Source organism: Chloroflexus sp. (genome assembly GCF_034432675.1).
In the GTDB taxonomy this organism is placed as follows: Bacteria; Chloroflexota; Chloroflexia; order Chloroflexales; family Chloroflexaceae; genus Chloroflexus.
In genome coordinates this window covers 1-22,155 of record NZ_DAOUBI010000063.1, presented here as the reverse complement: position 1 = coordinate 22,155, position 22,155 = coordinate 1, and the positions used below count along the sequence as shown (strand labels likewise).

The window sequence follows — 22,155 nt, the reverse complement described above, 5'->3', positions numbered from 1 at the left end:
GCTCTGGATTGGTATTGTACCACAGCGGTCATCTAGAATGCTGACCGGTGATTGGCGAAGGGTTGCGCACCGGGGGCACCGGTATGGAGGAAGCGTGAGCAGAGCACGATGCACTCCTGGCTCGACCCGGTGTTCTGATATATACACCGGGTCAGGAGCGCAAACGTTGCGCGAAAAGATGACAAGGGAAGCATGGTAACCGAATGAGGGAGGGTTGGTGTGTGGGATGCACCGGTGATAGTTCACCCAGCGGTTACCAGGGCCGCTCTCCTACCAAGAGCATGCATGTCATGGTTGGGCATGAGCATAGCACCGCTGAGAGCGGCGAAAGCCTGACCCGCGATCCGATGAACACCCTAGCGCTATCCCCTGAATGCAACTACACGTGCACCGGTCACCTCGTCTGCAACGACCCACCGATGACTCGCCAGTAACATGCCCGGTGGTTATTCAGCACAGGCATGCCAACCTGGCTAATGCACAGTGTCAGTCAAGATTTGATATGACAGTACTCGGCACTTTCCGGCATTTTTCATTTGACCAACAAGCGATTGAGAACATAGCGTGTAGAGACGGGTATATCATCACGTCTCCAGATAACAGGATGCAGCGTCACGGCATTCTTTGGCTCACCCGTATAACCCGCAGGGAGGAAGTGACACGTCACCGAGTGCTCTTTGCGCTACACCAAAGAGGTAATGTCTGAAGCGAGGAAATATTAACCAGCTCCGTCTGTAGCTAAATGGTTTATGACACAAATCTCCTTGTGTTCTTATGCAGCAGGTCGCGCAATAGTTGACTTCAGCAGAGATCCTGCAATCTCCATTTTTTACTAGGAGACGGTGAAAACTATTCAACAACGACTAATAACGCACTGGCAATCCGCGGCCCTAACACCAACACTTGCTGATCCACTACAATCACATAGCGCTGGAAGGGATCGGGCACACGCACAAAGCTACGTCCCGGTAGAAGCTCATGACTCCACAACCGCTGCAACAGGTGCGTTTCATAGCCTATCCACTCGGCAATACGCGTCAGACGACAACGCTGCCCCATCGGTGCATTCGGTAAGCGTACCTCTGTTGTTAGCAGATCACCACGCCCATGAATCGGATTTCCATGCGGACAAACTGTCACATGGCGGGTTAAGTCAACCACACGCTCTAGAAACAGGGGCGAAACAACCGGCGCTAGCCGAGCAGCTTCACGATGAACAAAAATCCACGGTACGCCAACCACATCCAACAAAAACCGCTCTAACAATCGATGGCGGACGATTAGGTGCTGGGCCAGCAAATAACCATTTGCGGTTAAAGCCAGTCTCCCTCGCTCTAAAGCCGTAACCAACTGGCGCGTAAATAGCTGTTGCAATGTCTGCAACAGCCGCTCAGGCTCAATATGTAAACAACGCACTAACTGGTCAGCGAAGACTGGATCGTCGTATTCAGACAGATTGGCCAGAGCGAGCAGGCAGGTGGCTTCAGGTTCGGCAAGACGCATAGTTCCTTGTACGAAAAAGAGCGGTATATGGGATGTAACCATGAATGACGCTCCTGTTGAATTGCAAGCAGCCCCCTGTCGGGTTACAACATTCACAAAAAGTATGTCAATATAATGAAGATCGGCATCATATAGTACCAGAAGTGGTTTCACGACGCCGATCTACTTCAATGAACAGTGTTTCCTCTCCAATACGTGAGATGTTTACCCACTCTCAATGCCAGATACCGATCAGTTCGATCTTTGTCAAAACCGTAAGCGCCATCACTCACCATGTACTTTGAACGGCTTCCCCCGTGGCTCAGGCACCAGATCAGGCCGAGTTGTATCGAGAATAATCTCGTGCAATTCGAGTTTATTTGGAGCAATGAATGCCTCTTTTGGCAACGTACCGGAACGAGCGTGACCCTGACGAAATTCCTCTGAGCGCACCCACGCTTCAAAGTGTGCCCGGCTCTCCCACGTTGTCAGCACAATGTAGGGATCACCCGGATTGACCGGACGGAGTAACTGGTTGCTGATAAAGCCGGGCATTCGATCCACCAGACGGGCACGATTGCGGAACGTCTCTTCAAACACGTCTGCATAGTCGGGATGAACAAAGATTCGATTTGCAGTTGTAATCATGCTGTCTCCTTACGTCTCAATTGAAGCCATAGTGTCGGCGTGTACGCAAGATCAGGGCCAGAAAGAATGGGCCACCTGCAAATGAGGTGAAAAGCCCTACCGGAATCTCAGCCGGTGCTGCCAGTGTACGAGCCAGCAGATCGGCCAGGATCAACAGGGTTGCGCCACCAAAGGCACAGGCCGGAATGAGCCAGCGATGATCGGGACCGATAGTCAGACGCACCATATGGGGAACTATCAGACCGATAAATCCGATTGGTCCGGTCAGCGCGACCGCTGCGCCGGTTGCCAGCGCCGCCATCAACACCGCCGCCCGCTTAATCCACTCAACATTCACACCAAGATGCCGGGCTTCCATCTCACCCAGAGCAAAGAGATTAAGATAAAATCCCAGCCTCGGCGCTAGCACGAGCACGATTAGGATTGGCGGAGCCGCAGCCAGAACCGTCTCCCACAGCGCTCCCCCCAATCCACCTAGTGTCCAAAAGACAATCGAACGCAATTGAGCATCATCGGCAAGGTAGGTTAGCAGACCGGTTGTTGCCCCGGCCAATGCATTAAGAGCCAGACCAACCAGTAAAAGCATAGCTATATCGGTTCGACCATGCCGGCGCGACAGTCGGTAAACGAGCAGTGTCGTTGCAGCACCGGCTAGGAATGCAGCAACCGGCAAGGTGTAGATACCAAATACTGCCAAACCACTAATGATGGTGAAGACAGCTCCCAACGCTGCCCCGCTACTCACCCCGATCAAACCAGGGTCGGCCAGGGGATTACGAAAAATCCCTTGCAAGAGTGCTCCACTCACCGCCAGCGCTGCACCGACCAACCCGCCGAGTACGACTCGCGGCAGACGAATATTCCACAACACTGCCATCTGTTGTTGAGAAACCGCTGTTTCAACTGTAACACCGATCTTACTGAACAGAATGGCTACTACCACATCAGGCGGCACAGCCACCGCACCGATACCGACTCCTAACAAGAATGCTACTACCAAAACCACTGCCAGCATCGGCAGAATCCAGCTCCGTCTGGCAAAACGTAAGCGATGGTCAGGAGCAACAGAAGTAGCGCTCATGATCCCCCCGTTTGGGCTACGGAATCCTTGAATGCTGCCACCAGATCGGCCAATGCCTGACCAGTGCGTGGCCCCATACCCAACAGGTAGAGATCGTCAAAGTCTATCACTCGACGCTGTTGACCGGCTGGGGTGTCGGCAAGACCGGGAATTTGCAAGAGACCATCAACGCCACCAACAGACTCCAGACCTTTGGTGAGGACCAGAATAACATCAGGCTGCGTAGCGATCACAACCTCTGCGCTCAACGGCGCGTAGTTTACGATTCCGGCCTCAGTTGCCGCATTGACACCACCGGCTGCGGTAATCATAGCATCAATTGCAGTATTGGCACCTGCTACCTGCTGAACATCAGTTCCTCGCAGGTAGAGGAACAATACACGAGGTGGTCGGGGTAGCGTCGCAGCATCAGCCCGGACACGCGCAATCTCAGCCTCCACCTGGCCTGCCAGCTCATACCCCCGTTCAGGAATACCAAGGGCGCGGGCCACAAAGAGAATCTTCTGCATCGGTGAATCCATCGTCGGCGGATCGGCCACCAATGCTACCGGAACACCCGCAGAACGAATCTGTGCCAGCACCTCCGGTGGGCCGGCAGCCTCATCACCAATCACCAGCGTTGGGTTCAACGCTAGAATACCCTCGGCATTCAGGCGCCGTTGATAGCCAATGTTAGGCAGAGCTTTGGTCTTCTCGGCAGGGTAAGTTGCACTGGAGTCGACACCAACAACATAATCACCCATTCCCAACGCGAAGATAATCTCGGTAATATCGCCGGTAAGGCTGACAATCCGGTCAATGGACTCAACAACTACCGTCTCACCCTGATAATTGGTTACCGTTGCCGGTAAAATAGGCGTAAGCACAGCACTGGTCGGTGCAGGTTCAGCGACCGGCGCTGTCGTTGGCGCAGGAGCGGCAGTCGGTGCAGCAGCGGCAGTCGGCGCAGGAATTGCGGTTGGTATCGCCGTCGGTTCAGGTACTGCCGTCGGTACTGTTGCCGTTGATCCGGCACCACAAGCACTCAGCAAGGACAGTACAAGAGCAAGGGTTAGCGACTTAATGAGCTTCAGCCACATAGGTATATCTACTCCCTATCATATCTTCTGGTAAACTTAGAACAAGCGGTGTCGCCGCTCGCGGATGTGGTTGCACCGTAACCGGTACACCGTAGACATCGCTTAGCAACTCAGCACGAAGGACATCCCATGGCGTTCCAAGTGCACATAGCGAACCTTGATGCATCACTCCGATGCGATTGGCGTAGAGTGCAGCCAAATTCACGTCGTGCAAAACAATCAGAGCGGCGCCACCCTGATCGGCTGCACGACGGGCGAGGTGTAGCACTCGATGCTGATGGCGCAAATCGAGCGCCGCAGTCGGTTCATCGAGCAGCAGAATTGGCGTGGTTTGGGCCAGCACCCGCGCCATCTGAACCCGTGCCTGTTCGCCTCCGGAAAGCGTCGGTAAGGGGCGTGCAGCAAACGACGCTGTTTCTGTTTGCACTAAAGCTTCCCGGGCGATGGCCCGATCATGATCGCTTTCCGCATAACCACGTAAATGCGGCGCCCGACCCATAAGCGCCACTTCTAGCGCAGTAAAAGGGAAAGTCACCACAATTTGCTGGCGCAACACGGCGCGCCGTTGCGCCTGTGCTAGCGCCGATAGTCGATGAAGTGGCTCTCCTTCAAGCCAGATTTCACCGCTGGTAGGGAGCAAATCGCCGGCCAGCAAACTCAAGAGCGTGCTTTTGCCGGCACCATTCGGGCCAACCAGAGCAACAACCTCACCAACCGACAGGGCCAGCGATACCGACTGCACCAGCCAACGTCCGTTAACGTGATAGCCAATATCTTGTGCAACCAGGAGTGTCATAGGCAGTAACTATCGTCTAGGTATGTGCTAAGTGACGATATTAGAATACTCTAATTTAACTAGTTTGTCAACTAAAAACTGTAAAAACTAAACGCTTGCAAGGTAGTGCTCTGGCGATGCTGTCATTGATAGCAACGCGCAGACCGCGTATATCAAATCTGGTAGCTAGCAGTCATGACACGGGGTCAGCACTGCGCAACCCCTGGGAACACAAGCCTTCGGCTCACCCGCTACCTGAAACCGGGCACCATACCTTCTTCCGGTGGGGTATCGCCCCATCCCGAACCGGCGTACGAACGCGGGCGTCATCCGGTACTGGTAGTTCAGCGGGTTCAGGGGCGGACAAAAATATGAGTATCAAATCTGGTTTCCTAGAAGTTCGCTCGTGAGCGCACCATCACGCCGGTGACGGCCACAGGTCCGGCGAACGACGTTTCCGCCTTTCATACAGTGGTATGACGTGCTCGCGTGGATACGCTCTTCAGACCGGGTTGTCTGTGGCGAACAGTTTGGTGTACGGAATCCACGCTTCTGCATCCACCGCGCACACCTGCGAGCGCGGGGCGCAGCACTTACCGTTACCGGTACGTTACCCTGGTGGGGCAGGTTATCAGCCTGACCATCGATCACGCTATGACCTTATATTACACCAGATTTGATATAACACAACGTCTACCGCATCAGAAAGCCCAATGCAGACTTCTACTCTCCCCTTATTCTACGCTACGGGCGAAAGATCGGAGGCGAGGGCATTCAGGGTGTCGGCAAGCTCTATCTCTCAAACGCGCTCGCGTGTTCTGTCCACCCTTGAACTTTAGCGGGGGGCGGGTGAGGGTAGGGATGTGTCGCAGGGCATTGCTGAAAGCAGCACTATCGTCACCCACTCGCCATCCATTACGCCAGCGCTGCTGCTACACGCAACTGCCCGTAAACCGGTTCAGGCGCCCGTGCTGCCTTCTAGCAGTTCACCGGTAGTGCTTGCTCCCACCAGCACATGGCCAGGACAATCTGAATGATGCACAGTCAAGATTTGCTATGACGGTGACGACATGCGTTCTATTCACGATCATCTGGTTTATCAATGGTTCATGAGGTGACTGCTAACTATGGAAATCGTTCGGACAAGAAAAAGAGGCAGGCGTTTGCCTGCCCCTTGTCTCGCCGCTGAGCCGACGCTCTTTACCAGACACGCCGTCCTGGTATGTCGAAGGTTGCCGTATTAAGGATGTCAATAATCGTCGGCAGATAGTTGATCAAGATCAACACAGCCGCAACCGTCACCCACACCAGCAACCGGTCGAGAATTTTGGGCGCATCTTCCGGGCCGGAGAGGGCACGTGCAAAGGTAATATCAGGAACTTCGGCCAGCTTCTTTCCTCGCGTCAGCGTCATTATCATATTGAGGTAGTAGAAGATGGCGCTGACAAACATGATCAGACCGCCGATCATGGCAAAGAAGAGGAAGAAGCGCCATTCGTCTTGCACATACGGTGCACCGCCGATGTCAGTACGGCGTGGCATGCCACGCAGCCCCAGCTCGTGCATGAAGTGCGAGAAGAGCCCCATACCCACGAACCAGAGCCACGCCTGCGCCACACCCAGACTCTTACTCCACAGGGCACGTCCCGTCAGGTGCGGTACCAGCCAGTACGTAATCCCCATAAAGCTGAGCGCCACTGCTGTGCCGACGGTCAGATGGAAGTGACCGGAAATCCACGAGGTATTGTGGACGACCAGGTTGATGTTGTACGAGGCATTGACCAACCCACCAATGCCACCGAAGGCAAAGAGCATCATCGCCACAATCTGGGCCGAAATCTCGGGTTTACCCCACGGCAGGTTGAAAATCCAGGCCAGCCAGCCTGCTCCGCCGTTACGCCGTCCCGCATATTCCAGTGAAGCGACAACGTTGAAGAAGGTGAGCAGGCTGGGGAAGAAGACGCCGAAGGTAAAGATGGCATGCACCAGTTTCCAAATCTCCGAGATACCCGGATCGGTCACTTGATGGTGCATACCGATGGGAATTGACAGAATGAGGAAGAGAATGAATGAAACACGGGCCATTGGATCGCTGAATAGCTTGCCACCCGCCTGCTCAGGCACCAGCGTGTACCACGAAATGTACGCCGGCAACAACCAGAAGTAGACAATCGGGTGACCGGTGAACCAGAAGAGGGTGCGTGCCAGCACCGGATCGGTACCACCAACCAGGCCCAGCGACCACGGAATCACCAGGAAGATCATCTCACTGGCGACACCGATAGTTGAAATCGTCCACATCAGCATGGTCACAATCGCCATAAATGCCGGCAGTGGTGTGCGTTGACCGGGGTTATCGGCCAGCCATGCGTTCCGGGTGAGAATCATGTTCACCAGCAACAACCAGGTACCGGCCACCACCAGCGTCAACCCAATGTAGAAGAGTGCATCGGCTTTCAGCGGTGGATAGAAGGTAAACATCACGGTTGCGTTGTTGGTGAGCAATGGGATGGCTGCCAGCACCAGACCGGTAACCATGACCCAGAGGGTGGCCCACGCCAGCCGGCTGTTGGCGAGAGGGCGATTGAGTGCTTTAGCAAAGATGTAGGTCAAAAAGCCGATGATGTAGAAGGTGGTAAACACGAGAACGTTCAAGACCCCATGAACTGTTAGACCCTGGTAGTAGCCGCCAGACAAGACAGGTTTGATTGGTGTATAGAGATCAAGCCCGTTGTAGCGCAGGATTTGTAACACACCCATTAACCCGCCTACTGCCAGAGCGGCAAAGGCGATGAAGATGTTGATCCCGGCAAGCCTACGCTCAACGCTCAAATCGGCGCTGATTGCCAACGGGCGAGCACGTGCTGCGATACTGGCCATGCAATTCTCTCCTTGCATTCTAGCCGAGCGCTACATCGCTCAGTTCACAATGACCTTACCGAACATGACGTGATGGCCGGCCCCACAATACTCGTGACACACAATCAGATATTCACCAGGTTTATCGAACGTTGCCGTTACGCGCGAAACCTGGCCGGGAATAACCATTACGTTGACCGGTGCACCCTCGATTTTGAAGCCATGGATCACATCTTTGCTGGTCAGAATAAAGGTGACTTTTGAACCGGCAGGGATCTCAATCGTATTCGGCGTAAACATGAAGGTCTGCGCCAGCATGATTGCCTCATAGCGCCCAGGGGCAATCTCGCGGAGACCAGTCTGGCTGAAGGTGGCATCAGCACTGGCTGCTACTGCACTGACACTGACTCTCCCAGCATTCGTAGGAACGCGCACACCTACCGCAAAAGCGGTTACCAGAATGGCGACCATCATCGAGACCGGTATCGCGACACTGGGAAGAATCCAGGCCACCTCAAAGAGATAGCTGATAAATTTCTTGTCTTTCATGACGCTGGTATCCCTCCATTGTTCAACAGAGTCAGATAGACTTGCATCCACAGGATGCTCAGTGCGAGCAAGAATCCGAGCGTGATCATGAGAGCACCACGTGGCGGTTCATGATCGTCGTCGTGCTCGTCGTCCGACGGGCGGCGATACTCTGCCATTCTGTCCTCCTCGTTTTTACTCCGGATAACACACAAATAGATGAGACGCTTCATACACAAGCCGCATGGCTCCCTGGCTGCCCATCTCACGGGCGATGAGATCAATGTCGCGCAACGCGGTAGCCAGAGGTGGCCCTTCAGCCGGGTACGAGGTGCGGATCATCCCGCTGGGATCAATGAGAAACGTTCGTCGCTCAGCGTACAACTTGCCATGTTCGTCAGGTTCGGTGTAATACACCCCAAGTCCACCACCGACGATCAGTTTTATTTCCCGTGGATCGCCGGTCACAAACCTCCAGGTTTGCGGATCTACCCCCAGCTCGCCCGCCAGTGCCGCAAGGTCGGCCGGTGTATCGTGAGCAGGATCGAGCGTGATCGTAAGAAAGAGAACCTCGCTCCCCAATCGCCCACTGCTCTGCAGCACCTGTCGCAATTCAAGTAAACGCCTTATCTGCTCGGCACATTCGTCACCACAACGATGGTGCATAAGACTGACAAAGACCATCCGCCCTCGTAGATCACTGTCGAGCAAGCGCGTGCCCCGTTGATCGGTAAGGGCAAAGGGCGGAAACGGTTCACCGCGTGGCAGTACTTTAACCGGGCGGGCAACTACGAACCAGATGAGTGTTGCCAACAGTCCGGCCAATAATGTTGACATCAACGCTATTCCCAGGCGCATGCTGAATCCGTCTAGCTATACGCTCTCGCAAGCCGAGTATACAGGTCTATTGCGTACAGCAGAGTAAAGCGGCTATAACAAGCAGTTGTAGTCTTACAACTGTTTGCTCTTGTATTCACCGTGAATTCAACCACGATATACGAATAATTCGTCTCGTGCATAGAACGTCGCTACACCAAATTGTTATGCCGGGGTTTTCGATCTGAAGCACACGACGCCTTACGTGCGATAACGGCAACGTGCTGCCATCCCCAGTAACTCCTTCACCTGAGCACTTTCGCTTCACACCTAACCTTACCTTTGTATGGTTGGGTATCACTTCTCTGTAAGTCTCATATCACCCTGGCAGCACAGAGGCCACAGAGGATGCAATAATACCTCTGTGACCTCTGTGACACTGTGGTTTATCGATAACCTGCCACAGAGCGATCTCTATCCGTTGACGATAGTTCAGGCCGTTATAACTACGGTGGAGCCTGCATACCCCATCCGGTTGTTATCCTTTCACTTCACGGCAATAAATTCTTTCTACACACCTGCACATCTCTCTTTACAATCGGCATGGCCGGTCTTCGTCTGGCGTTCCGGCACGCCATCAAGCTTTCCAGAGGTACTTGCTGTATGGGGCAGAAAAAGATTGTCGTGATTGGTAGTGGATTTGGTGGCCTGAGTGCAGCAATTCGCCTGGCAGCGCAGGGGCACCTGGTTACGATTCTCGAACAGCGCGACCGTCCCGGGGGGCGGGCCTATGTCTATCAAACCAAAGGTTATACGTTCGATAGTGGCCCAACGGTGATCACCGCCCCCTTCATGTTCGATGAGCTATGGCAGCTTGCCGGCAAACGACGGGAAGATTACTTCACGCTGGCGCCTTGCCGTCCCTACTATCGCCTTTTCAACCACGAGGGCCACTATCTGGAGTACGGGGAAGATGAAGAGGCATTGCTCGAACAAATCCGTCAATGGAATCCGGCCGATGTTGAGGGTTACCGGCACTTCATCGCCAGTACACGCCCGATCTTCGAGAAAGGATTCAGTCTTATTGATAAACCGTTTCTCCACTTTGGCGACATGCTGCGTGTAGCCCCCGATCTGATCCGCCTCAAATCGTACCAGAGTGTCTATCAATTCGTCTCGCAGTTTTTTCAGGATGATTTTCTCCGCCGTTGCTTTTCGTTCCATCCGTTGTTTATTGGCGGTAATCCCTTCGATGCGACCTCTATCTACGCGATGGTGCATTATCTCGAACGGCGTTGGGGAGTGTACCACGCTCGCGGCGGAACCGGCTCGATTGTGAAGGCGATGGTTCAACTCTTTACCGAACTTGGAGGTCAGCTTGAGCTGAATGCCAAAGCCGTTGAGATTGTGATCAATGGGCGGCGTGCCCAGGCGGTGCGCACGCAAGATGGCCGGTTGTTCCCTGCCGACATAGTGGTCTCGAATGCCGATGTGCCACAGACATATATGAACCTCATCCCACCGCGTTACCGCAAAGTGCAAACCGACCGACGTCTCCGTCGGTTACGTTACAGTATGTCGCTGGCTGTGATCTACCTGGGCATTAACCGTCGCTACGACGATGGCCGGCTGGTGCAGCACAACATCATCTTCAGCGAGCGCTACAAAGGTCTCCTCGACGATATCTTTAACCGCAAGCGACTGGCCGATGATTTCTCGCTCTATCTGCACCGACCCTCGCACAACGATCCAACAATGGCGCCTCCCGGCCACGAAGCGCTCTACGTCCTCACGCCGGTACCCAATCTGGCAGCGCCGATTAACTGGTCTGTCGCCGGGCCACGCCTGCGCGAGGCGATTTTGACCTTCCTCGAAGAGCATTACATGCCAGGATTACGCCGGCATATCGTGGTCGAGCACATGGTCGATCCGCGCTATTATCGCGATGCACTCAACAGCTATCTGGGCGCCGGCTTTTCGATTCAACCCATTTTGACGCAGTCGGCCTGGTTCCGCCCGCACAACCGCTCGGAGGATATTGACAACCTCTACCTGGTTGGTGCCGGTACCCATCCGGGTGCCGGCTTACCCGGCGTGATCGCATCAGGTGCAATTGTCGCCAATCTCGTAAGCCAGGAACAGGCGTGAGGAAGCAGGAGGAGAGGGCCAGTACCGTTCCTCTCCTCCCTGTGCCCTCGGTGCCTCTGTGGTGTTCATTCCAGGCACCGGCTTACCCGACGTGATCGCATCAGATGCAATTGTCGCCAATCTCGTAAGCCAGGAACAGGCGTGAGGAAGCAGGAGGAGAGAGGGACATCAGAACTTACTTCATCAAGCTGTACCGTCGTGCTACCCGACCATCACCCAGGCTCATGAACGCTTGCCAATCACTAAGGACAGTATATCCTGCTTCCAATCTGCCGGTACAGAAACGAGGCGGGCTGACGACCATCTCCAGGTCAATCACTCGTCGGATTGGTTGTCTTGCCCGCTCGTCATGCGCGTGTCGCAGCGTTTGGAGTGCGGCAGCCATGCTGCCGCAGCAGCCGTGCTCACGATCCGGCGCGTGTCACACCGTTCACCCCGCTGGTCACGGGGATGCTAGAACTTATTTCATAAAAAGTTGTACTGTCGCGCTCTCATAACCATCTCCGGTGCCATCACGCGCTAGATTGGTTGCCTTGCTCGCTCATCATCCGCGTGTGGCGTCATTTGGAGTGCGGCAGCCATGCTGCCGCGCCAGCCGTACACACGATCTGGCGCGTGCAACGCCGTTGACCCGGCTGGTCACGCGGAGGCCGGGTGTGCTCGTCACGAACATGGAATCGAGCGGCAATGAATAAGATGCCTTCTCGTAGATGTTTTTGAAATAGGTTCTATATGTATTCGTCACGATCAATAAGATAACTTCTATAGTTACCCCTCTTCACCTCCCTGTGCCCTCTGTGCCTCTGTGGTGTTCATCCCATCCAGAGCACTATCGGCTTTCAGTTCGCGCACTCACCTGGCGAACCGTCGTCTTATACCCTCGAACAACACGTACAGAGCCGCCCCACCTCCACCCAATCCTATCAGCCCGACAAGCAAACCAGGAAGATCGTCGGGCCAGCGATACGCAGAAAAAGGCGTCGCACCGGGTATCAGCTCTCGCATATACCACCAGCCCAGGCCGACAACAACACTGGTAATGAGGGAAGAAGTCATCCACTTCCACAGATCTGGCGCATGCCAGATACCCGGCAGATGTCGTCTCAGCATCATCGCGAGCAACAGCGCCTCAATTGAATTCGCCATACTGAAGGCAATAGCCAGACTACCAATATCCCCACCTCGCGCCAGCAATACCATCCCCAGCGTGATATTGATTGCTACCTGCATCAGTCCAATCAACACGGGCGGCCAGGTACGTTGCATCGCATAAAAGGTGCGGATCATAATCTCTGAAGCGGCAAACGCCGGCAAAGCAAACGCATAGCCACTCAACGCGGCTGCGGTATATTGCAGAGACACTGCATCAAACGCCCCACGTTCAAACAGCGCACGGGCAAGGGCTGGACCAAGCGTGATCAGAGCGGCAGTTGCCGGCAGAGTCAACCAGAGAATCCGTCCCAGTGTAGCCCGCACATCGTCCATCAATTCCGGCAATTGCCCCTCTGCGACCAGCCGGGCCAAACGGGGGAAGGCAACTGTGCTCAGGCTTAACGCAAACACGCCATACGGCAGCAACATTAATTGATACGCCCAACGCAAACCGGCCAGTTTGGCATCACCATCAGGCAAACGGGCTGCCAGTGCAAGCGTTGCCACAATACTCAGGTGGGCTGCTGCCTGACCAATAACGCGCGGTCCCATTGCACGGGCGACTCTCCCTAGCTCTGGCAAGTGACGGCCAAGGTGCGGTCGCAGGTGCATCCCTAGATCGCGTAGCGCCGGTATCTGAATGCACAAATACCCCAACGCACCAATGACAACCCCCCATGCCATGCCCCAAATGCCCAACCATGGTGCGCATAATGCGCCGGCGGTAATACCGAGGTTGTAAATACTTGGTGCTAACGCAGGCATGGTGAAGCGATCCCGTGCGTTCAGCGCAGCCATTGCCAGACCACCCAAACCTAACAGCAATGGCGAGAGCAGGAAGAGCCGGGTAAGTGCTACAATCAGATCAAGCGTCGCCGACGAAAACCCCTCTCCCCCATACAGCAGTGGCACCAGCCACGGCGCGGCCAGGAACAGGATGGCACTGGCAACGCCGAGAATAATCAAGGCCCAGGTCACAACCGCTCCGGTCAGCTCCCATGCTCGTGCCGGATGTTCCCGTTCCCACAATTCAATAAACACCGGAATAAAACTACTCCCCAGCGCCCCACCGATAATCACCAGGTAGAGCAGATCAACCGTGCTGATAGCAGCACCGTAGGCAGCCATCTCAGCCGAAGTACCAAAATAGTATGAAGCCACGATGTCACGTATCAGCCCGGTTATCCGGCTCAAGATAAAACCACCCATGACGATCAGACTGTTACGCTGAGCGCTCAGACGGTGGAGGACGGTACTCAGTTGCACGGTCGGCGTTCCTATGCTATACTTCAGAACTAGCGCGGCGAGCGCTTGCTCGCCGCTTAACGTGTCATATAACGTGCCAATTATATCCGAGGAGTTTGACCTTGGCGAACACGAAATCGGCAAAAAAGCGAATTCGGAGCGATGCGCGCAAGCATCTGCGCAATCAGTCGTACCGCTCGCGGGTAAAGACGATGATCAAGAAGGCCGAGCTGGCACTCGCGAATGGCGTTGTTGATGAAGCCGCTCTGCGTATGGCTTACAGCACGCTCGACAAGGCGGCAGTCAAGGGCATTATTCACAAGAACAATGCTGCTCGCCGTAAATCGCGGTTGGCCCAGAAGGCAAAGAAGGTTGCACTGGCTGCCCAGGCTGGTTCTGCTACGTAGGTTTGGGTAAGGGCAACACTTTCCATAACACAGTGTTGCCCTTTTTTCTTTCTACCCTTTACATGTATAACCGTATTTTTTCCCGTAACTGCTCTGTAGTGTCTGTGCTGGGAGCTGCTAACGCTTTCCCACCTCTTGCGGCATCTGACACACTTCCACAACGAATAGTTCAAGTGCTGTTTCGGCCTGGATACGTCCGGTCTTGATCGCGTGATCAAGTTCGAGCAGACGATCATGGGCGTGTATCAATTCGGGAAGACTGAAGTTACGCGCCTGTTCAGTTGCCTTTCGCGCCACGAATGGTTTCAGGTTCAGCTCGGCTGCAATCTCATCAGCGCGACGCCGTTGACTGAGCAGTTGCCTGACCTGCAAGAGAATTCTGATCTGACGAGCCAGCATAAAGAGCACGTAGGGCGGTGCCTGGCCATCTTCAATCAGTGCTCGTGCGCCGCGTAAGGCCGGCCCTAACCGTCGCGAACTTAATTCATCGAGAAAGGCAAACAGATTTTGCTCTTGTTGATCAGTAACCAGGCGATCTACAGCCCGCAGATCGATCTTCCCATTGCGCCCCACATAACTGGCCAGTTTGGTCAGCTCGTTCGCCAGTAACCGGCTATCATTCCCTGCCAGTTCGACCAGACGTTGGGCGGCGGCAGGTTCAATCGTCGCGTGCAGCATCTTCGCCCGCTGCTCAATCCAGCGGAGTAACGCGGCTCCCTGGAGCAACGGGAATTCACGAACGGCACCATGCTTGCAGAGGTATGTAAAAAGCAGATGTCGGCGATCAACTTCTTCTTGCTCCACAAACACCAGATCACAGGTTGCCGGCACACGCTCGCAATAACTACGTAATTCTTCGCGCCCCTTCCCTGCCTTACTATGCTTCAACGCATCGTAGACGATCACCAGTCGTCGCTCGGCAAGAAACGGGTGTGCCTCACATGTCGCAACCAGTTGCTCGATAGTCAGCTTCCGCCCATCAAGCACACTAATGTTGAGGTCAGCGACCTCTGCCGGCAAACCGGCCCGCAACTCAGCCACCGCCTCGCTGCGCGCCAGTTCATTGGGTCCGTAAAACAGATAAATCATGGTTATTCTCTGTATCAAGGGCCTGAGCAATTGCCACCACAACTCGGGCAGCCCGGTCGGCTAATGATGGATCGAGGACTGAAGCGCGCTGAGGTATGGCTTGAATACTCAGGGTGCGAAATCCACGCTTCCAAAATGGTGACAGCAGATCATCATCACTTGACAGCGGCCGCGGTTCGAGATCAATGCCTGGGTCGTTGCGATCAGCGATCATTGCTAACTGGAAAAGGGGCGGATCGGCACCGATCTGACGAAAGATACCGCTCCGACTAATCACCGCAAGCTGACCGCCGGCAAGTGGCCCCAATCCAATAACCGACGTATCCACCGGATCAAACGGATAGCGTTCGAGCAACATCTTTATCCCATTGCGATCATAGTATGCCGCACCTACAGCGACGGCCCACACCTCAACGTGCTGCAACGCGGGTAGTTGTTGACCGGCCAGTACCAGTGCTGCCAGTGCCGCCAGGCCACCATCAGGCTGGGACAATGGTGGCTGACGCCAGCACGCCCACCAAAAGCCAAATGCTCCCCCTAACCCCCCAATGATCAATACCCAACGCCACTCCAGCCATATGGTTGTACCAACGGCTACCAGAATTGACAAACAACTTACACTCAAACGGGCAAGTAAACCTTCATACGTCGGCGCAATCAAGACCGTCATACCACGCCAGGCTGGAGGTGTATCAAGCGGAGCCAGGATGATCAATCTGTGCCGTGGCCGGCGAGGGGTCTGGGCGGTTAAGTCTGCAACCGGTCGTGCTGCGATAATATTTTGGCTGGTGTGCCGTCGTTGCCAGACAGGAAGTGGCATGTACAAAGCATCAACCAGCAATAGGACCATCAGCCATGGCCCAAGGATCAGTCCAATCAATGGGTACCAACCGGCCAGCATGGTAATTATCGCCAGAAATAGTGCTACCGGTACAAATCGACTTCCCGGACGATCAGTTGCCGGTAAGGATCGCGTATCAACGCTAAAGCCCGCCTGTCGCAGGCGGGCATTTATTTGGGCTGCTGCTATCGCTTCTGCCGCCGACGTTGCTCTACGCGGACCAATTTGTTCATTCAACTCAGCCAGTAAGCCGGCGCTGTCTATTATCCGAACCGGCATTGCTTTTCTACTACTTCTAAGGCTATGGTGTTGGTGTTGGCGTATTTATTGGATCAGTTATCCACGGCGCTTTAATCGGCGTTGATGTCGCCGGTGGCACCACAGGATTGCCCGGCTGGCCGGGTAGTGGCGACGCTGGCCGCCGACAATCAGTTTGACCAGGCAAACAGAGTAACAAGACCAGATCATACCTGATGAACTGATTGCCGATGTCACCAACATTTTTCACTTGTACAAAATAGAAACCATCAACGCTAGGGGTAAACTCAATCTGTGAGTCAAGCGTATTCCCACCCGGCACATCATCGTTGATGTCAAGAATACTAACCCCATCACGGTCAGCCAGCACCAGCAACGTATCCGCACCGGCCTGGGTATCATTATTAATGGTGTTTGATCCTCGATAGCGCCGGGTATCGGTGTAAATCACATAACGCTTCCCGGCCTTGGCAAAGAACGTCACCCAATCAGCATCACCGGTCGGGCACAGGCGTCGATTTTCCTGAACTTCGTTAGACGTAATCAGGCGTGCTTGCTCAGGTAAGCCGTCTGGTTCAAAGATATCAAGACAAACTGACTCAGCAGTTGCCGGGGTCGGGCCACTACTCTCGTCCAACAATACAATCACGTATGAATAATCGATACCACCTCTGCCGGCCGTATCACGTACTTTGATGTAATAAATACCATCGGCCGGAATACGAACCGTAATCCGTGGCCGCGTATCACCGGGGTTAGGATTAGCCGGATCGCGATTGTAGAAGTCATCGTTAAATGCCACCCGGTTCAACTGGCTATCGAGTAATTCTAATGAAAGGTCAATACCCGGCCGCATCACTGGGACATCAATCGTGTAAACCTTACCACCTACCCCACCGAAGTAAAGCCAGTCCTCATCACCGGTCGGACAGATCACGTGTTCTTGTGGAATCTGGACATCGATGCGCTTAGCCTGCGCCGGATTGTTATCTGGCTCGAAGCCATCACTGCAGATAAAGGCCGGAGTTACAGTTGGCGGCAAGGGAGTGGCTGTTGCCGTTGGCGTTGCTTGCGCAACCTGAACAATGATACGGAAGAGAGAAGTTACGCTTGGTGTGCTGGTACGAAATGCAAATACATCAATCGTGTAGGTTCCAGGGGCAGCAGAAGCCGGAATGTCAAAAAAGAAGGTAAAACCCTGCGTAGCATTGGATGGAATGTTAATTGGCTGACCAGGCGCGATAGTCAGCGCTGGCCAACCTGACGGCATAGTGGCAGAAACACCAAAACTATCTGCCGCTCCACGGTTTTGCAGCGATGCATTAACGACAAGCGATATTTGTCCGGGTTGTCCACTGGTTGAAACAGAGGTTGGGGTCCAGGAAAAATCAATTACCTGTGCAAACGGCGCGGCAGTAACCGGAATTTGGGGACGGGCAAGAAGCAATATCAATAAGGTCGTCCATGCAGCGACCAGAACGTTCCGCGTGCGTGATGAGATATTCATGCTACTTGCCAGCTCTTACTGCATACAAGGCAACGAATCCGATAACATTATACAAGGAAGCTAGCATAGGTGTCAAACCTTTTGTTAGATTCGCGACCACTCACCTCTCGTTCATCCTCTCTCGAAAGGAATACGCCGGCAGAGAGGCGTGCTCTTTCTCTTCTTACACTGTTATCTCTCCAGGGTAAATTGCTCAGGCTCTTTTTAGTCCTTGGCAATATGATAAAAATATCAAATATTAATAATTAAAATATCTATACCTCACGTAACTATCTTCTCTCTTGGCAAACCTGCCTGTAGCGATATGCTGTACGGTAGGGGAGTGTATCTTCTTCAAGGCGCCAGCACGGCGCAGGAGGGAAACCATGGATATGACAACCGAAGTCGTTCATGGCTGGCGCTTGCTTGCTCGCGTGCAAGAGCTGCTTGATGAACCAGATGTACAGCAGGTGGTAGTACGGCACGATCAGGGCGATTCACTTATCAGTATAGATGTTTCCTCTATGCGCTCCGACTTGACAACGCGACCGGTGCTGTTAGCGGTAAAAGCGATTGCCGATGAACTATCCTATGTCTTACTGGAAGTGATGCGGAGTGGAGGTTTAGGGCGACAGGTTGGTGAATCGATAACTAATGAGGAGTTTGATCGCGCTATCGATGTGATCGAACCGGTGTTTGAACGCTATTAGCAGCTATCTCGAACAGAGTACACTGCTGAATAATCCTTATACTTGCTACCTGGTACAGCGTGTGGAAGCAGCATAGCTTCCACACATATGTTTCCTTCCCATCGTCTATTCCCAACTGACAGCTTCCCTGAGACGTTCATACTCTCATTCCAGACCTAAACCGCCGGCTTGTAACCCTGCTTCAATTCAGCGATGCCCACAGGCTTACCTATCGGTGTGGATTCATCCCCCCATTTTTACCTGAAACCGGTGCGTTACATCTTCACCATACTACGTGGAAGTCGGTAGGTTGAAAGACCACCTCAATACTTAAAAACCTCTGTAGGTCTATGATATGCCATTACTCTCTTCCCTTCTTTAACTGATAAGCACAACATTGCCCAAATATGGTATACTCTATAAGGCGTTTTGCGCTCAGTGAGGAGAACTTGTATGTCAACTCATGCTCCTGCCGAACTCGATCTGGCAGTTGCGTCCCTGATTATGGTGCAACCAGATGAAGATCGCGCCGAATACGAAGAACAATACGAGAGTGTGGCCGCTGTACAGGATCAACTGCGCGAGCTTGGAATTGATATTGATCTGCTCAGCCAGCCCGGTGTCGAGGTCTGGGAAGGGTCAATTGAAACGATGGGGGCACTCTATCAATTGGCTCGCATGGCTGCCCACCTCGAACGTGGCAACGATCTGGCACCAATTATCGCCGACGGCCCGGTGCTTGAGGAAGATCTCGACCGTGCTGTAACTGATGTCTGGGATGAGCTGGTACCTAGCCGGTATCGTCATCTAATCAACTTGCAAGGCATCAATAGCTATTATCTGCCGGTTGATTTTACCGATCCTGTTTATCTGCCGTTTGAAGATGACAATGGCGAGGAAGACCAGGCCTTCTTCGGCTCGTCGGTTCAGTTGTTGCGTGAATTGTCGGAGCTGGCTCCACAATTGATCAAGGCTGGTGTGTCACCACGTTCCGACGCTTTCCGCTGCCTTGAGTCGCTCCGCGAGGCAGCTCGCCAAAGCGTCGAGTGTGGCTTACCCGTCATCGTTTGGTAAGGGTTCCATGCAGGACGTGATCTTTTTCGACCAGCGCCCCCGTCCAGATCGTGATCAGACGCCGCGCGAGCGGCGCTATTACGTCTGGACTGTTGGGTGCCAGATGAATATCTCAGACTCTGAACGGCTTGAAGCTGCGCTGCAGGGTGTAGGCTATAGCCCGGCAACCCGTCCTGAAGATGCCAGCTTTATTGTGCTGAATTCGTGCAGTGTGCGCGCTTCAGCCGAAGAGCGTATCCTTGGTAAGCTCGGTGAATTGGTCCGGGTTAAGCGGCAGCACCCCGATACCCGGATTGTACTCTGGGGTTGTATGGTTGGCCCCAATAATCGCTCCATCTTCGCCGATCAATTACCGATGGTTGATCACTTTGTTTCACCTTCGGCTGTCGATGAGGTAGTAGCCCTGGCGCCGAACCCCATCTACACTCTTGACGAGCCGGCCTTGCCTGTGCGTGACTGGAGCCATCCGCCGGTATCGGTGCATGTCCCCATTCAGTACGGTTGCAATATGACCTGCTCCTACTGCGTGATTCCGCTGCGCCGGGGTCGTGAACGCTCGCGACCACTCGCCGAGATTGTCGAAGAGGTACGCCGTATTGTCGCTCGTGGCGCGAAAGAGATTACGCTCCTTGGTCAGATTGTCGACTCCTGGGGGCATGATCTACCCGGTCGCCCTGAACTGGCTGACTTGCTTGAGGCTGTTGATTCCACGCCGGGTTTGCTGCGCTTGCGCTTCCTGACTTCACATCCGGCCTGGATGACTGACCGTCTGATCGAGACGGTTGCCCGTTTGCCGCGTTGTCAGCCAGAGATTAATCTACCGGTACAAGCTGGTTCTGACCGGGTCCTCAAGCTGATGCGTCGTGGCTATACGGTTGCTCGCTACAGGACGCTGATTGCCAAAATCCGCACCGCAATTCCTGACATTTCACTGACGACCGACATTATCGTTGGTCATCCCGGCGAAACTGAGGACGATTTCCGTCAGACAATGGATCTGTGTGCTGAAATCGGTTTTGATAAAGTCCATATCGCGGCCTTCTCTGCCCGTCCTGGTACACGGTCTGCCGAACAGGAGCAAGATCCGGCTCTCGCTGTACCACCAGCCGTGAAAGAAGAACGCCGCCGCCGACTCGAACAGTTGCAAGAGCAAATTGCTACTGAACGCATGGCTCGCTTCCTCGGCCAAACGGTAGAGGTATTGGTTGAGGGTGAAAGCAAAGGGAAATGGCGTGGTCGTACTCCTGGCAATCGACTGGTCTTCTTCAGTCATCCTGCCGATCTAACCGGTCAGTTGGTGCCGGTAAAGATTACCGCTACCAGCCCGTGGTCGTTGCAGGGAGTGCCGCAGTTAGATAGTTCTGTTAATGCTCAATCCAAGGAGAATGGCCTTGTCAAAGCAGGATGAAAAGATGCGCATTCGCCGCCGCTTGCAAGAAAAAGCCATTGAACTGGCTGCCCTTAACCGCTGGCAAGAGGCGGCTGATTTGAACCAACAATTGTTGCGGGTAGGTGAGGATGTTGAGACCTACAATCGGCTCGGAAAAGCGCTCTTCGAGCTGGGCAAGTACGCCGATAGTCACCGCGCCTACCAGAATGCGTTGCGTCTGAATGCAGCCAATCCCATTGCGCGCAAGAATGTGGCGCGCCTTGAAGCATTGCTGGCCCGTGGCATCACCGAGACGCCTATCACCCGCTCAACCCGCCAGCAAGTGGATATGCGCATGTTTATTACCGAGACCGGACGTACTGCACTGACTTCGTTGGTTGATGTGCAACGCGGCCCTGCGGTCGATGCGCTGATCACCGGTGAGAAGATCGAATTGCGGGTTGAAGGCAAGATGGTGTATGTCGTTGATCTCGATGGCAACCTGATCGGACGCATCGAGCCGAAGCTGAGCCATCGCCTCGTTGAACTGATCAACGGTGGTAATCGTTATCTGGCAGCCGTGGTGCAATCAGACTCCCGCAACGTTCGGATTCTGATTCGTGAGGTGTACCAGGATCCGAGTCAGCGCGGTCGGGTTTCATTTCCTGGTAAGCTGGGTGAGGGTGCCACAATCCTCTCCTCGTTGCGCTTCGACGACTACGAAGATGTGCTCGACGAAGAGGAATTGGTTGAAGAGCCAGAAACGTTCGATGATGACTTTGTCAGTAGTGATGATGAGGAAGAGATTGGTCTTGATGAAATCGATCAAGACATTGGCGATGATGACGACAGTATCGAAGAGTAGGATGTTCGTCTGAAACTTATATATCTGCACAAACACAGGGCGATAGACATATCGCCCTGTGTTTTTTGTGCGAGATGAGTCTCGGGCTGAGATGTGCCATCCGCGAGTCAGTAGGGGCAACATTTGATATGAGAACGTATCTCATAACGCATCTCATAAAGTGGAGTGCGGCAGCGTGGCTGCCGCAGCTGTAATGCTCCCCAAAAGTCAAACCACTCGGACGCCTTCTTTGGACGGCACATAGGGGCGCGGCTCCGCCGCGGG

19 protein-coding genes are annotated in these 22,155 nt (G+C 54.0%); 6 read left to right on the top strand and 13 right to left on the bottom strand.

The annotated features are described in order from the left end of the window. Window positions 1-849 precede the first annotated feature (849 nt). From VAE55_RS05170 to VAE55_RS05135, 8 genes are all read right to left on the bottom strand, one after another. Window positions 850-1,545 (bottom strand): metal-dependent transcriptional regulator, encoded by a 696-nt coding sequence (locus VAE55_RS05170; protein WP_322814739.1) that lies wholly within the window; start codon window positions 1,543-1,545, stop codon window positions 850-852. A 222-nt stretch (window positions 1,546-1,767) separates the two neighbouring features. After that, window positions 1,768-2,130 (bottom strand): antibiotic biosynthesis monooxygenase, encoded by a 363-nt coding sequence (locus tag VAE55_RS05165; RefSeq protein WP_322814738.1) that lies wholly within the window; start codon window positions 2,128-2,130, stop codon window positions 1,768-1,770. Between the two features lie 16 nt (window positions 2,131-2,146). Then, on the bottom strand, window positions 2,147-3,211 hold the full coding sequence (locus tag VAE55_RS05160) for an iron ABC transporter permease (RefSeq protein ID WP_322814737.1): 1,065 nt from the start codon (window positions 3,209-3,211) through the stop codon (window positions 2,147-2,149). Next, the gene (locus tag VAE55_RS05155) at window positions 3,208-4,290 is read right to left on the bottom strand and encodes a hemin ABC transporter substrate-binding protein (RefSeq protein WP_322814736.1); all 1,083 of its coding nucleotides are present in this window, start codon (window positions 4,288-4,290) and stop codon (window positions 3,208-3,210) included. Before VAE55_RS05155 ends, VAE55_RS05160 begins: the two co-directional genes overlap by 4 nt. Then, a complete protein-coding gene (locus VAE55_RS05150) occupies window positions 4,271-5,086 on the bottom strand; it encodes a heme ABC transporter ATP-binding protein (protein WP_322814735.1) in 816 nt (271 codons plus the stop codon). The genes VAE55_RS05155 and VAE55_RS05150 overlap by 20 nt, the downstream gene beginning before the upstream one ends. A 1,179-nt stretch (window positions 5,087-6,265) precedes the next feature. Then, window positions 6,266-7,945 (bottom strand): b(o/a)3-type cytochrome-c oxidase subunit 1, encoded by a 1,680-nt coding sequence (locus VAE55_RS05145; protein ID WP_322814734.1) that lies wholly within the window; start codon window positions 7,943-7,945, stop codon window positions 6,266-6,268. 39 nt (window positions 7,946-7,984) lie between these two features. Then, a complete protein-coding gene (locus VAE55_RS05140; protein ID WP_322814733.1) occupies window positions 7,985-8,473 on the bottom strand; it encodes a cytochrome c oxidase subunit II in 489 nt (162 codons plus the stop codon). A gap of 174 nt (window positions 8,474-8,647) precedes the next feature. Continuing rightward, entirely contained in the window at window positions 8,648-9,289 is a 642-nt protein-coding gene (locus VAE55_RS05135) for an SCO family protein (RefSeq protein ID WP_322814732.1), read from the bottom strand. A gap of 642 nt (window positions 9,290-9,931) precedes the next feature. Here VAE55_RS05135 and VAE55_RS05130 point away from each other — a divergent pair. Beyond that, window positions 9,932-11,416 carry a phytoene desaturase gene (locus VAE55_RS05130; protein WP_322814731.1) on the top strand — a complete coding sequence of 495 codons (1,485 nt, stop codon included), beginning with the start codon at window positions 9,932-9,934 and terminating at the stop codon, window positions 11,414-11,416. Window positions 11,417-11,591: 175 nt separating this feature from the next. On the opposite strand, the gene VAE55_RS05125 is transcribed toward VAE55_RS05130, so the two are convergent. Then, window positions 11,592-11,801 (bottom strand): hypothetical protein, encoded by a 210-nt coding sequence (locus VAE55_RS05125; RefSeq protein ID WP_322814730.1) that lies wholly within the window; start codon window positions 11,799-11,801, stop codon window positions 11,592-11,594. 467 nt (window positions 11,802-12,268) lie between these two features. Beyond that, a complete protein-coding gene (murJ, locus tag VAE55_RS05120) occupies window positions 12,269-13,834 on the bottom strand; it encodes a murein biosynthesis integral membrane protein MurJ (RefSeq protein ID WP_322814729.1) in 1,566 nt (521 codons plus the stop codon). 101 nt (window positions 13,835-13,935) lie between these two features. On the opposite strand from murJ, the gene rpsT reads away from it, so the two are divergent. After that, window positions 13,936-14,220: a 30S ribosomal protein S20 gene (gene rpsT / locus VAE55_RS05115; RefSeq protein ID WP_322814728.1), complete on the top strand. Its 285-nt coding sequence runs from the start codon at window positions 13,936-13,938 to the stop codon at window positions 14,218-14,220. A 117-nt stretch (window positions 14,221-14,337) separates the two neighbouring features. On the opposite strand, the gene holA is transcribed toward rpsT, so the two are convergent. The 3 genes from holA to VAE55_RS05100 are packed head-to-tail and all read right to left on the bottom strand — an operon-like array spanning window position 14,338 to window position 17,915. Next, entirely contained in the window at window positions 14,338-15,309 is a 972-nt protein-coding gene (gene holA / locus VAE55_RS05110; protein WP_322814727.1) for a DNA polymerase III subunit delta, read from the bottom strand. Then, window positions 15,281-16,429: a hypothetical protein gene (locus VAE55_RS05105; protein ID WP_322814726.1), complete on the bottom strand. Its 1,149-nt coding sequence runs from the start codon at window positions 16,427-16,429 to the stop codon at window positions 15,281-15,283. The genes holA and VAE55_RS05105 overlap by 29 nt, the downstream gene beginning before the upstream one ends. A gap of 22 nt (window positions 16,430-16,451) precedes the next feature. Continuing rightward, on the bottom strand, window positions 16,452-17,915 hold the full coding sequence (locus tag VAE55_RS05100; RefSeq protein ID WP_322814725.1) for a PPC domain-containing protein: 1,464 nt from the start codon (window positions 17,913-17,915) through the stop codon (window positions 16,452-16,454). A 365-nt stretch (window positions 17,916-18,280) separates the two neighbouring features. On the opposite strand from VAE55_RS05100, the gene VAE55_RS05095 reads away from it, so the two are divergent. From VAE55_RS05095 to VAE55_RS05080, 4 genes are all read left to right on the top strand, one after another. Then, window positions 18,281-18,604, top strand: coding sequence for a DUF4342 domain-containing protein (locus VAE55_RS05095; protein ID WP_322814724.1), 324 nt, complete (start codon window positions 18,281-18,283; stop codon window positions 18,602-18,604). Between the two features lie 432 nt (window positions 18,605-19,036). Beyond that, the gene (locus tag VAE55_RS05090) at window positions 19,037-19,657 is read left to right on the top strand and encodes a hypothetical protein (RefSeq protein ID WP_322814723.1); all 621 of its coding nucleotides are present in this window, start codon (window positions 19,037-19,039) and stop codon (window positions 19,655-19,657) included. A gap of 7 nt (window positions 19,658-19,664) precedes the next feature. Beyond that, window positions 19,665-21,065, top strand: coding sequence for a tRNA (N6-isopentenyl adenosine(37)-C2)-methylthiotransferase MiaB (gene miaB, locus VAE55_RS05085; RefSeq protein WP_322814722.1), 1,401 nt, complete (start codon window positions 19,665-19,667; stop codon window positions 21,063-21,065). Next, the gene (locus VAE55_RS05080; protein ID WP_322814721.1) at window positions 21,043-21,891 is read left to right on the top strand and encodes a tetratricopeptide repeat protein; all 849 of its coding nucleotides are present in this window, start codon (window positions 21,043-21,045) and stop codon (window positions 21,889-21,891) included. The genes miaB and VAE55_RS05080 overlap by 23 nt, the downstream gene beginning before the upstream one ends. Window positions 21,892-22,155 lie beyond the last annotated feature (264 nt).